Below are 14,961 nucleotides of genomic sequence, written 5' to 3' on the forward strand. Positions count from 1 at the left end.
CCGCGGATGCGGCGTTTCGATACGGCAAAAGTGCAAAAAGCGGAGATGCCCGATTGAGCCTCCGCAGACAGGATCGCCGTCTCCGCCACATAGGGTGCGCGACGTGCGAATGCAACATGTGAAAAGCCGGGGAAAGACAAAGGCCGGGCGCTATATCGGCCCGGCCTTTCCATCACCTGGTTCGGCTCAGAAGTGCTCGCCGGAAAGGCGCTTGCGATGAAGCTCTTCGGCGTTCGGCAGGGCTTCCTTCGGCAGGCCGAAAATCTGTCCGGGCAGGATGCGGTCCGGATTGGTGATCTGGGTTTCGTTCGCCATGTAGATCGTCGTGTAGCGGACGCCGAGGCCGTAGAAGCGGCGCGAAATCTGCCACAGCGTGTCGCCGCGGCGGATGATGACGGCGGTGTTGTTCGCCGTTAGTGGCGCCTGCTCGATCGTCTTCGGCTGGCTCGGGTCGGCCGCTGCTTCGTTTGAAGCCGGTGTGCCGGCTACCTTTGGCGCGGGCGTGGCTGTAAGACCATCGATCGTCGTCCCAAGATTGCCGAGAGCGTCGCCTACGGACTTTGTATCCTTCGGCAGTGCCTGGAGCATGGCGAGCGCGCTTGAGGCCGACTGCGAGGCTGCGCCTGCCGTCTGCTTGAAGGCAGGTGTTGCCTCTGCTGCCGGACGGAATTCGGCGATCGAGCGAAGCGCGAATTCGGTTGCCGAACGCGCTGCCGCAAGCTGCTCGGCGCCAGGAAGCTTGCCGTCGGCGAAAAGGCCCTTCAGCAGCCCAAACGCCTTACCCGCATCGGCTCTCAGCTTGCTGAGTTCACCTTCATCGAGGGGAACCATCGCGGCACCAGCGTCGTTTGCGGGCGGGTTGCCGGGCTGCGCCGCTACGGTGACCTGGTCGCCTGCCGGGCGGGTGAAGTTGACGGAGGCGCGAATGAGCACCTTGCCGGTGCCGTCGACGACATCGACGCGGATCTTGTGGTCGCCGACCGAAAGATCCATCACGCCGTCGATGACGAAATGGCCGTCGGCGCCTGCTGTCGCCTTGCCGATCAGGGCGTCGTCCGCATAAGCGATCACGTTGGCGTTCGGCTTGGCGGTGCCAGCGACGAAGATCTTCTTGCCTTCGATTTCAACTGCGTTGACCATCACCTCGGCCGGTGCCGAGGCTGCATCGCTTGCGCCTGCCTGCGGTGCACCCGGAACTGCCGGTGCGGTATTGGCGATCTCGGGCGAGCCGGCTGGCAGGCCCGGCTGAGCGGAAGCCTGTTCGTCTGCTGCGGGCTGAGCAGCCGGCGTGCCGGCCGTCGGTGCCGTGATGATGCGGCTCGCTGCGCCTGGCTTGGAAACCATGGCGAGCAGCTCGGAGCCGCTGCCGTCCTTCGGCACGGAAACGGTTGCGACTTCTTCGGAAGTCAGGCTCTTGCCGTCCTTGCCGGTCGTCTTGAGCACGAGCTGGTGGTCGCCGGGCGGCAGCGGGTTGTCGAGGACGGCGGCAAAATCGCCGGTCGGGCCGACATTCGTCGTAGTGACTACCTTGTCTCCGTCCATGACTTCGAGCTTGCTGTTGGGCGTGGCCGAACCGGCGATGACGGTGGACCCGTCCGGCTCTACACGCAGAACGTCGAAAGCCGGGAGCTTCGATCCGATATTTGCATCGGTCGCCGGTGGGGTCGACGCAGGCTGGCTTCCCATCGCGCCGGACAGCTCCGCCTCGGCCTTGGTAATGGCGGCAAGCGCGTCGGCGATGTTTTCCGGCAGGGCCCGGACGATTGCCAGCGCCTTTGCCGCGCCGTCCTTGGCTTTCGTAGCGGCGGCCGCGGTCGCCGGATCGGTGCCTTCGGGGATTGCGAAGTCGGCGAGCGCCTTCAGCGAGCCCGCCGCCTTCGTCTTGGCGGCATCGAATGCTTCGCTCGTCGGACCCTTGCCGTCTGCAAAGTGCGCCTTAAGTTGCGTGAGAGACTGACCTGCATCGGCCGAAAGACGGCCGAGCTTCTCGGTCGTAGCCGCCGCGTCGGCAGCCGCGTTCTGCGCGCTCTTGCCGGCTTCTTCAACCGTGTTCTTGACCTCGGAGCCTGCTTGATTGATGGCATCGCCGATTTTCGACGCGTCTTCGCCGATCCGGGGCATGACCACGAAGACCATCAGAAGGATCGCAACTGCAAGCACTGCAAAAGCCAGCAAGCCGGCACGATTTCTCATCATTCACTCTCCCCAGACGGCAAATGTGCCGTAGTACTAAAAATTGCTAGCGATTCCGGTTGCTTTTCACAAGCATTCAAAGCAATGACGCAGGCTCAACGCGCAGCTTTTCTGTCATTTTTCTTGACTGCGCAGGCATGGAATAGTTGTTTTCCCATATGAGCGATCAATCTCATTCAATTCAGTCCATCTGTGTCTACTGCGGGTCGAGGCCCGGACGGGATACGGCATACATGGCCGCCGGGCGCGCGCTCGGCAAAGAAATCGCCGAATACGGCCTGCGGCTCGTCTATGGCGGCGGCACCAAAGGCATCATGGGTGCTGTTGCGAGCGGCGTGCTTTCCAATGGGGGGCAGGTGACCGGCATCATCCCCGAATTCCTGATCGACATGGAGGCGACGCGCCATTCCCTCGGCCAGCTCAACGAGCTCATTGTAACGCCGGACATGCATGCGCGCAAACACCTGATGTTCGAGCGTTCCGACGCCTTCGTGGCGCTGCCGGGCGGGATCGGCACGCTGGAGGAAATCGTCGAGATCATGACCTGGGCGCAGCTTGCCCGTCACGAAAAACCGATGGTCTTCGCCAACATCAAGGGCTTCTGGGACCCGATGATGGAACTGATGAAGCACATGACGGATGAGGGTTTCGTGCACACCGCCCATCGGGTGCAGCCGCTCGTCATCGACGACGTCTCCGGCATCATTCCAGCCATCATGGCGCAGGCAGCGGAACTCGCTGCCGACCGTGAGGGCGAGGATGCCGTGATTTCGAAGATGTGAGGCGGGCGCTCAGCGCCCGCGCGTTGCGTTCAGCATCGACCACGTGTAGAGCACGAGGCCTGCCCAGATGAGCGGGAAGGCGATCATGCGCGCTGTATCCAGCGGTTCGTGGAAGACGAAGATCGCGATCAGGAAGATCATCGTCGGCGCGATGTACTGCATGATGCCGATCGTCGAGAGCTTCAGAAGCTTTGCGCCGTTGGCGTAGATCATCAGCGGTGCGGCAGTGACGATACCGCAGCCGAAGAGCAGTGCTGTATCGCTGAAGCCGGTCTGAACGAAGTGGCCTTCGCCACTGAAGAACTCCAGATAGACGATGTAGAGGACGGCCGGAACGCTGAGAATCAGGACCTCGAGCAGGAAGCCCTGGTTGGGGCCGAGCGGCAATGTCTTGCGGAAGAAGGCATAGAAGGCCCAGCTGAAGGCGAGGGTCAGCGCTACCCACGGAAGCCCACCGCCGTCGACGGCGAGAACGACAACGGCAATGGCCGCCAGGCCAATTGCGACGATCTGAGCCGGGCGCAGCTTCTCCTTGAGCAGCACCGAGCCCATGAAGATGCTGATCAGCGGGTTGATGAAATAGCCCATGGCGGCATCGAGCGAATGTCCGGCGCCGATCGCCCAGACATAGGTACCCCAGTTGACGGTGATGAGTGCCGCCGTCAGCGCAGCCATTGCGAGCATGCGCGGCGAGCGCAGCGCGTCGCGGATTTCCTGCGTACGTCCGAGCGCGACCAGCACGAGGCCGGCAATCGGAAGAGACCAGAGAACGCGATGCGCAATCACCTCGGCCGGAGAAATATGCGCCAGCGCCTTCATGTAGATCGGCAGGAATCCCCAAAGAAGATAAGCGGTCAGCGCAAAGGCGAAGCCGCGCGCGCTATCTTCGTTTTTGATGGCAGGAGGGCTCGCTTCGGCAGACATCAGGTGTTTCCAGCTTTGTTCTTCTTCTGATCTCGATTAGCTTAAGTGCCGTGAATAGACCAATTCATTTCGGTGAATGGATTGTCAGCGGAATTGAGGCGGAGGACTTGCATGGCTTTCGAGGATGAGCCGCCACACCGGCAGATTTATGCCCGCCAGATACTGGCGAAGGCAGGTGTTGCGAAGAACGACAGGCTACTTGCAGCCCTTGCCAAAGTGCCGCGCGAAAAATTCGTCGGTCCGCCGCCCTGGGTCTACAACGACTTCCGCCATTATCGGGAAATGGCTTCCGCCGATCCGGTCGTACTTTATCAGGACTTGTTGATCGGTCTTAATACCAGGCGTGGGGTCAACAACGGCATGCCCTCCCTTCACGCGTCCGCCCTGAATGCGCTTGGAATTCGGGAGGGCGAGACGGTTGCCCATCTGGGTGCCGGGACCGGCTATTACACTGCGATCATTGCCGGCCTCGTCGGCTCCTCTGGCAAGGTCGTCGCCGTCGAATACGACGAAGCGCTGGCCGAAAAGGCGCGGGAAAACCTTTCCGGTTATCCCAATGTCGAGGTAGTGCAGGGCGATGCGGCCGATTGGCCGAAGGAAGACGCCGACGTCATATACGCCAATTTCGCGCTCGACCATCCGCCGGCTGCCTGGATCGAAAACCTGGGCGTCAGTGGGCGGCTGTTGTTTCCGCTCGGGATCCCGGCAGTCGAAAATGGCAGGGCGACCGGCTTCACCCGTTCGGCAGGCTTCCTGCTTATAGACCGTCGCGCCCGAGGTTTTGGCGCCCGCTTCATTCAGCCGGTCTCCTTCGTCTGGGCGGAGGGTCAAGAACCGCCGCCGGCCGGTCGCCACGAGGGTCTGGCGGAAGCCTTCCGCAGCCGCCGGCTGTTCCAGGTTCGCAGTTTCCGCTGGCGGACTGCGGCCCAAGGCGAAGAGTGCTACGGTGAGGAGGACTGGGGGCTTTCTTTCGAGGAGCCGTGATCTTCACTCCGCCGCGATCTTGCCCGCCAGCTGACGGTTCTTCATCAGCTTGTAGATCACGGAATCCATCAGCGCCTGGAACGAGGCGTCGATGATGTTTTCCGACACGCCCACCGTCCACCAGCGCAGGCCGTCGCTGTCGGTGGATTCGATCAGCACGCGCGTGATGGCTTCGGTGCCGCCATTGAGGATACGCACCTTGAAGTCGGCGAGAACCAGGTCGTCGATTTCGTGCTGATACTTGCCGAAATCCTTGCGTAGGGCCAGGTCGAGCGCGTTGACCGGGCCGTCGCCTTCCGCCACCGACATGATCGTGTGGCCGTCGATCACCATCTTCACGACGGCTTCCGAGACGATCTTCACCCGCCCGTGCGAGTCGAAGCGGCGCTCGACCATCACGCGGAAGCCTTCGATCGAGAAGAATTCCGGGATGGTGCCAAGCGTGCGGCGGGCCAGCAGCTCGAAGCTCGCATCCGCCCCCTCATAGGCGTAGCCGGAAGCTTCGCGCTCCTTGACGATGGAAATCAGCCGGTCGAGCTTCGGATCGTCCTTGGCGACCTCGATGCCCCGGCGTTTCAGAGCATTGATGAAGTTCGCCTTGCCGCCCTGGTCGGAGACCATGACCTTGCGGTAATTGCCGACACTTTCCGGCGGCACATGCTCGTAGGTGCGCGGGTCCTTGAGCAGAGCGGAGGCATGGATGCCTGCCTTGGTGGCGAAGGCAGAAGCGCCGACATAGGGCAGTTGATGATCTGGCGAGCGGTTCAGAAGCTCGTCAAAGGCATGGGAAAGGCGGGTGAGGTTCACCAGCCGCTCCGCATCGATGGTGGTTTCGAAGCGGGTGCTGTAGGTGTCCTTCAGGGCCAGCGTCGGGATCAGCGTCACTAGGTTGGCATTGCCGCAACGCTCGCCGATGCCGTTGAGCGTCCCTTGGATCTGGCACACGCCGGCCTCGACGGCCGCAAGCGAATTGGCGACTGCCTGACCCGTATCATTATGAGCATGGATGCCGAGACAGTGACCGGGAACGCCTGCGGCAATCACCGCCTCGACGATGGCGTGGATCTCGGGCGGCTGCGCGCCGCCGTTGGTGTCGCAGAGCACGACCCAGCGGGCACCCGCTTCATAGGCGATCTTCGCGCAGGCGAGCGCATAGGCGGGATTGGCCTTGTATCCATCGAAGAAATGCTCGCAATCGACGATCGCCTCCTTGCCGGCGGCGACGGCTGCCTTCACGCTCTCGGCGATACATGCGAGGTTTTCCTCGTTGGTGCATCCGAGCGCGACCTTGACGTGATAGTCCCAGCTCTTGGCGACGAAACAGATCGCGTCGCTCTTTGCCTGCAACAACGCTGCGAGGCCCGGATCGTTGGAGGCTGAAACGCCCGGCCGCTTCGTCATGCCGAAGGCGACGAATGCTGCCTGGCTGGTGCGCCTCTCTGCGAAGAAGGCAGTGTCCGTCGGGTTCGCGCCCGGATATCCGCCCTCGATATAATCGAGGCCGAACTCGTCCAGCATGGTCGCAATCGCAATCTTGTCCTCGACCGAGAAGTCGATCCCGGGCGTCTGCTGCCCGTCGCGCAGCGTCGTGTCGAAGAGGTAGATTTTTTCTCTGGTCACCGAGGTGCCTCCGAAGCATTTGATCTTATGCCGTGCGCCTCACCCCCCTCTGCCGGCAGAGCCGACATCTCCCCCGCAAGGGGGGAGATTGGGAATATGCGGCGGCTCTCGCCCGCTGCATCGATGGTTGCACGAGTGGGTGCGGACAGCCGATCTCCCCTCTTGTGAGGGAGATGCCCGGCAGGGCAGAGGGGGGTATCCACGACGCGCATCATTTGCCTTATTTCCCCGCAAACTTGTCCGTTGCCCGGATCAGCTGATCCAGGATGCCGGGTTCGGAAAATGCATGGCCTGCACCTTCGATCAGGTGGAATTCCGCCTTCGGCCAGGCCTTGTGCAGCGCCCAGGCGAAGCGGGCGGGGCAGGGCATGTCGTAGCGACCGTGCACGATGACGCCCGCAATATCCTTGAGCTTGTGCGCCTCGCGGATCAGTTGGCCTTCCTCCAGCCAGCCGGCATTGACGAAGAAATGGTTCTCGATGCGGGCGAAGGCATAGGCGAACTCGGCCTCCTCGAACTTGCCGCTAGTCGACGGCTCGGGCAGTAGCGTGATCGTCTCGCCTTCCCAGATGCTCCAGGCATGCGCGGCTTTGAGCGCGATTGCCTTGTCGTCGCTCGTCAGGCGGCGGTGATAGGCCTGCATCATCTCGTGACGCTCTTCCGGCGGAATGGGAGCAATGAAGCGTTCCCACTTGTCCGGGAACATTTCCGAAACGCCGAACTGATAGTACCAGTCGAGTTCCGCTTTCGTGAGCGTATAAATGCCGCGCACGATGAGTTCGGAGACCCGATCGGGATGCTTTTCGGCATAGGCGAGCGCCAGCGTCGAGCCCCAGGAGCCGCCGAAGATCTGCCATTTCTCGGCCCCAGCCATATCGCGCAGACGCTCGATGTCGGCAACGAGATGCCACGTCGTGTTGGCGTTCAGATCCGCATGCGGCGTGGATTTACCGCAGCCGCGCTGGTCGAACAGCGTCACGTCGTAGAGCGCCGGGTCGAAGAGGCGGCGATGCACGGGCGAAATGCCGCCGCCAGGACCGCCGTGCAGGAATACGGCGGGTTTGGCGCCCGGCGTTCCGCAGCGTTCCCAGTAGATCACATGGCCGTCGCCGACATCGAGATGGCCCGAAGCATAGGGTTCGATTTCAGGATAGAGGGTACGCAGCACTTCGGTCATATCTTCAAGCCTTTCGCGGGCCATATGTCGGTATCGTGGTCGGGATGCTGGAAGGAGATGATCTGCTCCTGCCGGGCATAGTAATCGGGATCCCGGTGAACCGGCGTGTCGAAGATCGTTTCGACCCAGGGCAGACGCGAGTCGTAATTCACCTGGATCTGCGGCGCGAGATCGCTGCGGTCGTCGAAGGTGCCGATCGCAAGCTCCAGCCCGCCGGGATGCCGGTAGGTCATCGGCGTGCCGCAACTGCTGCAGAAACCGCGGTCGATATTGATCGAGGACTGGAAATAGCTCGGCTCGCCGCGCGTCCACTCCACGCCCTCTTCCGGCGCGGTAATGAGCGCCGAAAAGAAGCCGCCGAACTGCTTCTGGCACATGCGGCAATGGCAGATAGACGGACGCCCCAGCTTGCCGCTGATACGAAAGCGTATGGCGCCGCATTGGCACCCGCCTGTTCTGATAGGTTCGCTCATGTCTGGGCTCCGGATGGCCAGTGGTTCGTATCGTGATCGGGATGCTGATGATTGCTGGCTGCGATCGCGTCTTCGCGCTCCGAGCTCCCGGCGGCGGGCTCTACCGGCAGGGTGTCCAGCGCGTGAAACCAGCTCATCTTGCGACCGGTATTCGATTGCATCACCGGCCTGACCGCATCGGGATCGTCCAGCGAGCCGAGCGTAATGTTGACGGACTCGGCACGAGGTATGTCGTAGAAGAGTGGCGTGCCGCAATCGCCGCAGAAGCCGCGGCGCACGAGATCGGAAGAGCGAAACCACTTCGGTTTTCCGCGCGTCAACGCAAAATCCGTTCGCATGACCGCTCCGAGCGGCAGGAAATAGTTGCCCGCCGCCTTCTGGCACATGCGGCAATGGCAGATATGCGGATAGCCGAGTTCGCCCGCCGCGCGATAGCGCACTGCGCCGCATTGGCATCCGCCGCTATGGCTTGTTCCCGCCGTCATTTGCGCTCCTCTGGCCATTCTGTCGTGTCGTGATCTGGATGCTGATAGGAGACGATCTCACTGGTGAATGCGGCCGTCTCGACGTCGTCCTCCGTCCGTGTGCCGGGAAGCTCATGCAGTTTGTCCGTGAACGGCAGCTTGCCTTCGATGCCATACTGGATCGTCGGCGGCAGAAGAGCCGGATCATCGAACGCGCCCGCTGCAATCGCCATCCCATCCGGCGCCTCATAGGTCAGCGGTGTGCCGCAATCGCCGCAGAAGCCGCGCTCGGCGAAATTGGAGGAACGGAATGTCTTCCGCTCGCCGCGCGTCCACTCGAAATCAGCCCCGCGCACGGAAACAAGCGGCGCATAATAGCCGCCGAACGCCTTCTGGCACATGCGGCAATGGCAGATCGACGAATGCGAAAGCTCGCCTTCCACCCGGAATCGGATCGCGCCGCACTGGCAGCCGCCGGCATAGACAGTCATCGACACTTCCTCCCGTTTGGCATGGGTAAAAAGACCTCTTCCAACCCTCCCCACAAGGCGGAGGTCTGGTTCGCGCCGCCGCGGGCATTGTCAGCGCCAATCTCGGCGGATGCTGCATGCTCGACAGGGGTGTTGCTCCGAAGCGGCGTGACGCAGTAGCCCCTCCCATATGTGGGGAGGGGTTGGGGAGAGGAATTTTTCGATAGCACTGACCTCACCGCTTCACCTCCCAGGTCGTCACGCGCTCGCCGGTGACCGCATCTTTGCCGTCCTTGAGCTGGATGCCCTCGGCAAGCAGCGTCTCGCGGATCTTGTCGGCCTCATTGAAGTTTTTTGCCTTCAAGAGTTCAAGGCGGGCGCGCACCCGCCTGTCGACCTCGGCGGCGACCGCCTCATCCACTTCCGTTTCCTTCGGCTCCACGCCGAGAAGGGCAGCGCTCGCCGCGAAGGCGGCGGCGTTGCCGGACTGCGCCAGGGCATGAAGCGCCTGAACGGCGGCGACGGTGTTCAGGTCATCGGCAAGCGCGTTCAGTACTGCCTCGTCCGGCGACGCGTCGCCGGCATCCGCCGCTGGCCACTTCGCCAGCAGGCGTTCGGCCTCTTCTAGCCGCTTGATCGAAAAATCGATCGGCTCGCGGTAATGCGTCATCAGCATCGCAAGCCGCAAAACTTCGCCCGGCCACTTCCGGCCGCCGAATTTTTCGGTGTGCAGCAGCTCGTAGATGGTGACGAAGTTGCCCTCGGATTTCGACATCTTGCGGCCCTCGACCTGCAGGAAGCCGTTGTGCATCCAGACATTCGACATCACATCCGTGCCGTGGGCGCAACGGGATTGGGCGATCTCGTTTTCGTGGTGCGGGAAGATCAGGTCCAACCCGCCGCCGTGAATATCGAAGACCTCGCCGAGATAGCGCTGGCTCATCGCCGAGCATTCGATATGCCAGCCCGGACGGCCGCGGCCCCAGGGGCTTTCCCAGCCCGGTTCGTTATGGCTCGAAAGCTTCCAGAGAACGAAGTCGCCGGGGTTCTTCTTGTGCGCATCGACGGCGACGCGCGCGCCGGCCTGTTGCTCATCGAGATTGCGCTTCGAAAGCGCGCCGTAATCCGCCATGGATTTCGTGTCGAACAGCACTTCGCCCTCCGCCTGATAGGCGTGGCCCTTGGCAATCAGCGTTTCGATGATCTCGATCATCTGCGCGATGTTTTCGGTCGCGCGCGGCTGGATGGTCGGATCAAGGCAGCCGAGAGCCGTGGCATCTTCGAGATACTGCGTCTCGGTTTTTTCGGTGACCAGGCGGATCGCCTCGTTCAGCGGCAAGCCGGGGTGGTCGCGCAGAGCCCGCAGGTTGATCTTGTCGTCGACGTCGGTGATATTGCGCGCATAGGTGACGTGCTCGGCGCCATAGACGTGCCTGAGCAGCCGGAACAGCACGTCGAAAATGATGGCGGGCCGCGCATTGCCGATATGGGCGTAGTCATAAACCGTCGGCCCGCAGACGTACATGCGGACGTTGAGCGGATCGATGGGCTTGAAGACCGTCTCCTCGCGCGTCAGCGTATTGTATAGCTTGATTTCCGGCTTCTTCAGTTCCGGCTGGCCGGCCATGTCTATTCTCCCAAAATGCAATGATCCGAAAAATACCGCCGCCGGCGGGCCGGGGCGTTTCTCATCTTTGGGTATTTGGGAGACGAAAACGGCCAGGCCAGCGAGCGCGCTAGCGAATAATCTTCCGGCAGATAATGCAGGTAACCGTTTTCATGGCGGGTTTTATGGCGCGGGAACGATGTTTGGTCAAGTGGTGCGTAAGAGACGAGCGTCGCGAACGCAAGTGCAGGGCTGGCATGGCGAATAATTCGCCATCTTTCCGGCGCAAGCCTTTCCTGGCCAAAGGCGGAAGCGGTGGAGCGAGAGAGCATCAGTGAAGAAAGCAGTTCAACGAGCCGTCATCAGCGCGGCGATTCTAGCGGTCGCATCCGCTTCCTATTTGGCTTACGATTTCGGCATGATCCGCTTCAATCATCCATCCATCAAGGACTATCCGATCCAGGGCATCGACGTTAGCCACCATCAGGGCGACATCGACTGGAAGAAGCTCGCCGCTCAACTGAATGTCCGCTTCGCCATCATGAAGGCGACAGAGGGTGGGGATCATAAGGACAGGCGATTTGCCCGGAACTGGCAGGCCGCAAAAGAGGCCGGCATCGTGCGCGGGGCATATCACTTCTTCACCTTTTGCCGTCCGGGCCGTGAGCAGGCGCGGAACGTATTGGCGACAGTTCCCAAAGAGCAGGGCACGCTGCCCATTGCGATTGATCTCGAATTTGTCGGCAACTGCGACAAAGTTCCGACGGTCGAGCAGCTGACCGCCGAGGTCAATGCCTTCCTGGCCGAGATCAAGAGCACATATCCGGAAAAGCCGATATTCTACGTCACGCAGGAATTCTTCGACCAATATCTGAAAGGCAACGAATCCAGCTTCCCGGATCATTATCTCTGGCTGCGCAGCGTATTCAAAGAACCAGAGCAGGAAAAATGCGGCCGCTGGTCGATATGGCAGTTTGCCGACAACGGCAAAGTCGATGGCATCGACGGGCCGGTTGACCTCAACGCGCTCTGCCCTACGGAAACGGGCCTTGCGGCGCTGTTTGCTGAAAAAGCCGGCCGGTAGCCCTTATTCCGGCAGCCGGTAATCTACAAGCCTGTTCTCGCGGACGATGAAGAGCTTGCCTGTCTCGGTTACATCCGGGCCGACGAGCGGCAGGATCGCCTTGGCGACTTCGGAAGGATGCGGCAGCGTCGCGGGATCTTCGCCGGGCACGGCCTGGGCGCGCATGGCGGTGCGGGTGGCGCCGGGATCGACGCTGGTGATGCGAAGAGCCGTCGACCGGCTTTCGCCGGCCCAGGTGCGGGCGAGCGCTTCGACCGCGGCTTTCGACGCGGAGTAAGGCCCCCAGAAAGGCCGGCATTTGTGAGCGGCAGCCGAAGAAATGATCACGGCGCGGCCGGCGTGCGAGCGCGCCAGCAGCGGATCGACGGAGCGGATCAGCCGCCAGGTGGCCGTGACGTTGATGTTCATCACTTTGTCGAAGGTCTTTGCCTCGATATGGCCGATCGGCGAGATGACGCCGAGCACACCGGCATTGGCAACGAGGATGTCGAGCTTGCCCCAGCGCTCGAAAATCGAGGCGCCGAGCGCGTCGATGGCGTTCATATCCGCAAGATCGAAAGGCACGAGTGTGGCGCTGCCGCCCGCAGCCTTGATCGCGTCGTCAAGCTCCTCGAGGCCGCCGACCGTGCGGGCGCAGGCGATCACGTGGGCTCCGGCCTTTGCCAGTTCCAGCGCCGTGAAATAGCCGATGCCCCGCGATGCACCGGTGACGAGTGCGATGCGGTTTTTGAGGTCGATGGTCATGATCGTGTGGTCCGTGTCGGTTGCGCGCAAACGCATCCCACCTGATGAGGGGAAGAGGAGGCGCCGGCGTTCATTCAGGTTTATGAAGTCCCTTAGCCGTTGCTGGCCATCACGGCGAGCTTGCGCACGTTGCTCGTGCTTTCCTTGTCGAGCAGGCGCGTCGGGTAGTCGCCGGTGAAATAGTGGTCGGTGAACTGCGGATTCTCGTTGTTGCGATCTTCCCCGCCGACCGCACGATAAAGCCCGTCGATCGAGAGGAATTCGAGCGAGTCCGCGCCGATGTAATCGCACATCGCCTTCAGGCTGTTGTACTGGTTGGCAAGCAGCTTGTCGGCGTCCGGCGTATCGATGCCGTAGAAGTCCGGGAAATAGATCATCGGGCTTGCGACGCGGATATGGACTTCCTTCGCGCCCGCGTCGCGGATCATCTGGACGATCTTCAGCGAGGTGGTGCCGCGCACGATCGAATCGTCGACGAGGACGACGCGCTTGCCTTGGATCATCGCCCGGTTGGCCGAATGCTTCAGTTTGACGCCGAAGGCGCGGATCTGCTGCGTCGGCTCGATGAAGGTACGGCCGACATAGTGGTTGCGGATGATGCCGTATTCGAAAGGAATGCCGCTCTGCTGAGCGTAACCGAGCGCTGCCGGCGTACCGCCGTCCGGAACCGGCACGACGACATCGGCATCGACCGGGGCTTCCTTGGCGAGATTGATGCCCATGTTCTTGCGGGCGACATAGATGCTGCGGCCGCCGACGACGGAGTCAGGGCGAGCGAAGTAAACAAATTCGAAGAGGCAGAGACGCTCCGGCTTCGGCGCTTCGGGCTTGCGGGCGTCGATGGTGATCGAGCCGTCCGGCTGGATTTCGCAGATGACGACTTCGCCGTTCTCGACGTCGCGGATGTATTTGGCGCCGATGATGTCGAGCGCACAGGTCTCCGAACAGAAGATCGGCTTGCCGTCGAGCTCGCCCATGACGAGCGGACGGATGCCGATCGGGTCGCGCGCGGCGATCAGCTTCGTGCGGGTCATGGCCAGCATCGAATAACCGCCTTCCATCTGGCGGATCGCATCGATGAAGCGGTCGGAGGAGGAGACCTGTTTGGAGCGGGCGATCAGGTGGAGGACGACTTCGGTATCCGAGGTCGACTGACAGATGGCGCCGTCGGCAATCAGTTGACGGCGAAGCGTCAGGCCGTTGGTGAAGTTGCCGTTATGGGCGACAGCGATGCCACCGACTTCCAGTTCGGCAAAGAGCGGCTGGACGTTGCGGAGTGCCACTTCGCCCGTCGTCGAATAGCGCGTGTGGCCGATGGAGATGAAGCCTGGCAGCTTCGCGAGCGTTGCAGGATCGGTGTAGTGGTCGCCGACGAGCCCCATGCGCTTTTCGGTATGGAACTGGCGGCCGTCGAAGGTGACGATACCGGCCGCTTCCTGTCCACGGTGCTGGAGGGCGTGAAGCCCGAGAGCCGTCAGCGTTGCTGCATCGGGATGGCCGAGAATGCCGAAGACGCCGCATTCCTCGTGGAGTGTATCTCCATCGAGTTCATCGTTGAGCGTGGAGGAATGGGACTGGTTCATTGATGCGGGCCTTTGCTCTCACAAGAATGGATCGGCTTTCCATAGCATGATGCCGGATTCAGGCATTTTAAACGGCGGGGGCCCGGCAGAGCAAATGCCCGGCCGGACCCTTATGTCACGTCCCGCTCAAATGGCAATTGCCACGCGGCAGGTCAAGCTGTTGAACACTGTGTCAATTCGACTGCGGCTGCGCGCCGCCCGACGGGGCTGCGCCACCTGCAGGCGCTGTATCATCCGCCGGGGCCTGTTCGCCGGCCGGTGCATTGCTGCCTTGCGTGCCTTCGGCCGGCGGCTGAACCTTCTCGAGCACGCTGGCTTTCACCATCTGTGCGAATTCCTCAGGCAGGACCGATTGCAGCTTTACGACCATCGAGTCAAGGAACGGCTTGGACTTGGCGTTGTTCACCCAAGAGGGCCGGTGATCGGCATCGACGAGCCAGTTCCAGAAGGCCACTGCCACGACGAGAAGCAGTATGCCGCGTGCCGCGCCGAAGAGGAAGCCCAAAGTGCGGTCGAGCGCGCCGATCCGGCTGTCGATGATGAAATCGGCAATCTTCATGGTGATGAACGAGATGACGATCAGCGCAATCAGGAACACGACGGCGGCGGAGCCGACGATCGCGATGCGGTCATCATCGGTGTACCTCTTCGCGTAAGGCACGAGGTACGGATAGAGGTAGTAGGCAGCGGCAGCCGAGCCGCCCCAGCTTGCGATCGACAGCACCTCGCGCGAAAACCCGCGGACCATCGCCAGAACGGCGGAGAATAGGACGACGCCGATGACAATACCGTCGAAAATCGTGATGGGCATATAAATTCAACTCCAGGACCGCCGCGTCGGTGATGCGGTTCGGTCG

At 61.9% G+C, this 14,961-nt stretch carries 14 protein-coding genes; 3 read left to right on the forward strand and 11 right to left on the reverse strand.

Features of this window, described 5'->3' with window-relative positions:
* Positions 1-186: 186 nt before the first annotated feature.
* The gene (locus QA644_RS04765; RefSeq protein WP_283071303.1) at positions 187-2,196 is read right to left on the reverse strand and encodes a LysM peptidoglycan-binding domain-containing protein; all 2,010 of its coding nucleotides are present in this window, start codon (positions 2,194-2,196) and stop codon (positions 187-189) included.
* Between the two features lie 155 nt (positions 2,197-2,351).
* Between QA644_RS04765 and QA644_RS04770 the strand changes: the two genes are divergently transcribed.
* Positions 2,352-2,975 carry a TIGR00730 family Rossman fold protein gene (locus tag QA644_RS04770; protein WP_063855986.1) on the forward strand — a complete coding sequence of 208 codons (624 nt, stop codon included), beginning with the start codon at positions 2,352-2,354 and terminating at the stop codon, positions 2,973-2,975.
* Positions 2,976-2,984: 9 nt separating this feature from the next.
* Here QA644_RS04770 and rarD read toward each other — a convergent pair whose 3' ends face one another.
* Positions 2,985-3,899: an EamA family transporter RarD gene (rarD, locus tag QA644_RS04775; RefSeq protein WP_074067190.1), complete on the reverse strand. Its 915-nt coding sequence runs from the start codon at positions 3,897-3,899 to the stop codon at positions 2,985-2,987.
* Between the two features lie 111 nt (positions 3,900-4,010).
* Between rarD and QA644_RS04780 the strand changes: the two genes are divergently transcribed.
* Entirely contained in the window at positions 4,011-4,883 is an 873-nt protein-coding gene (locus tag QA644_RS04780) for a methyltransferase domain-containing protein (RefSeq protein WP_283071307.1), read from the forward strand.
* Positions 4,884-4,886: 3 nt separating this feature from the next.
* Here the strand turns inward: QA644_RS04780 and cimA are convergent, their stop codons facing one another.
* The 6 genes from cimA to cysS all read right to left on the reverse strand — a co-directional run bounded on the left by cimA (position 4,887) and on the right by cysS (position 10,714).
* A complete protein-coding gene (gene cimA / locus QA644_RS04785) occupies positions 4,887-6,503 on the reverse strand; it encodes a citramalate synthase (protein ID WP_194729333.1) in 1,617 nt (538 codons plus the stop codon).
* Positions 6,504-6,723: 220 nt separating this feature from the next.
* Entirely contained in the window at positions 6,724-7,680 is a 957-nt protein-coding gene (gene pip, locus QA644_RS04790) for a prolyl aminopeptidase (protein ID WP_283072453.1), read from the reverse strand.
* Positions 7,677-8,153 carry a GFA family protein gene (locus tag QA644_RS04795; RefSeq protein WP_074067199.1) on the reverse strand — a complete coding sequence of 159 codons (477 nt, stop codon included), beginning with the start codon at positions 8,151-8,153 and terminating at the stop codon, positions 7,677-7,679. Before QA644_RS04795 ends, pip begins: the two co-directional genes overlap by 4 nt.
* A complete protein-coding gene (locus QA644_RS04800) occupies positions 8,150-8,638 on the reverse strand; it encodes a GFA family protein (RefSeq protein ID WP_074067201.1) in 489 nt (162 codons plus the stop codon). The genes QA644_RS04795 and QA644_RS04800 overlap by 4 nt, the downstream gene beginning before the upstream one ends.
* Positions 8,635-9,108 (reverse strand): GFA family protein, encoded by a 474-nt coding sequence (locus QA644_RS04805; protein WP_074067203.1) that lies wholly within the window; start codon positions 9,106-9,108, stop codon positions 8,635-8,637. The genes QA644_RS04800 and QA644_RS04805 overlap by 4 nt, the downstream gene beginning before the upstream one ends.
* A 214-nt stretch (positions 9,109-9,322) precedes the next feature.
* Positions 9,323-10,714 carry a cysteine--tRNA ligase gene (cysS, locus tag QA644_RS04810; RefSeq protein ID WP_283071311.1) on the reverse strand — a complete coding sequence of 464 codons (1,392 nt, stop codon included), beginning with the start codon at positions 10,712-10,714 and terminating at the stop codon, positions 9,323-9,325.
* 313 nt (positions 10,715-11,027) lie between these two features.
* On the opposite strand from cysS, the gene QA644_RS04815 reads away from it, so the two are divergent.
* Entirely contained in the window at positions 11,028-11,777 is a 750-nt protein-coding gene (locus QA644_RS04815; protein ID WP_283071313.1) for a GH25 family lysozyme, read from the forward strand.
* Between the two features lie 3 nt (positions 11,778-11,780).
* Here the strand turns inward: QA644_RS04815 and QA644_RS04820 are convergent, their stop codons facing one another.
* The 3 genes from QA644_RS04820 to QA644_RS04830 all read right to left on the reverse strand — a co-directional run bounded on the left by QA644_RS04820 (position 11,781) and on the right by QA644_RS04830 (position 14,915).
* The gene (locus QA644_RS04820) at positions 11,781-12,521 is read right to left on the reverse strand and encodes an SDR family NAD(P)-dependent oxidoreductase (RefSeq protein WP_074070214.1); all 741 of its coding nucleotides are present in this window, start codon (positions 12,519-12,521) and stop codon (positions 11,781-11,783) included.
* A gap of 92 nt (positions 12,522-12,613) precedes the next feature.
* Positions 12,614-14,104, reverse strand: a complete 1,491-nt coding sequence (gene purF, locus QA644_RS04825) for an amidophosphoribosyltransferase (RefSeq protein ID WP_074067213.1) — start codon at positions 14,102-14,104, stop codon at positions 12,614-12,616.
* A 172-nt stretch (positions 14,105-14,276) separates the two neighbouring features.
* A complete protein-coding gene (locus tag QA644_RS04830) occupies positions 14,277-14,915 on the reverse strand; it encodes a CvpA family protein (RefSeq protein ID WP_039844445.1) in 639 nt (212 codons plus the stop codon).
* Between the last annotated feature and the right edge of the window lie 46 nt (positions 14,916-14,961).

Origin of the sequence: Rhizobium sp. CC1099 (assembly GCF_029714385.1) — a bacterium.
Taxonomy (GTDB): domain Bacteria; phylum Pseudomonadota; class Alphaproteobacteria; order Rhizobiales; family Rhizobiaceae; genus Rhizobium.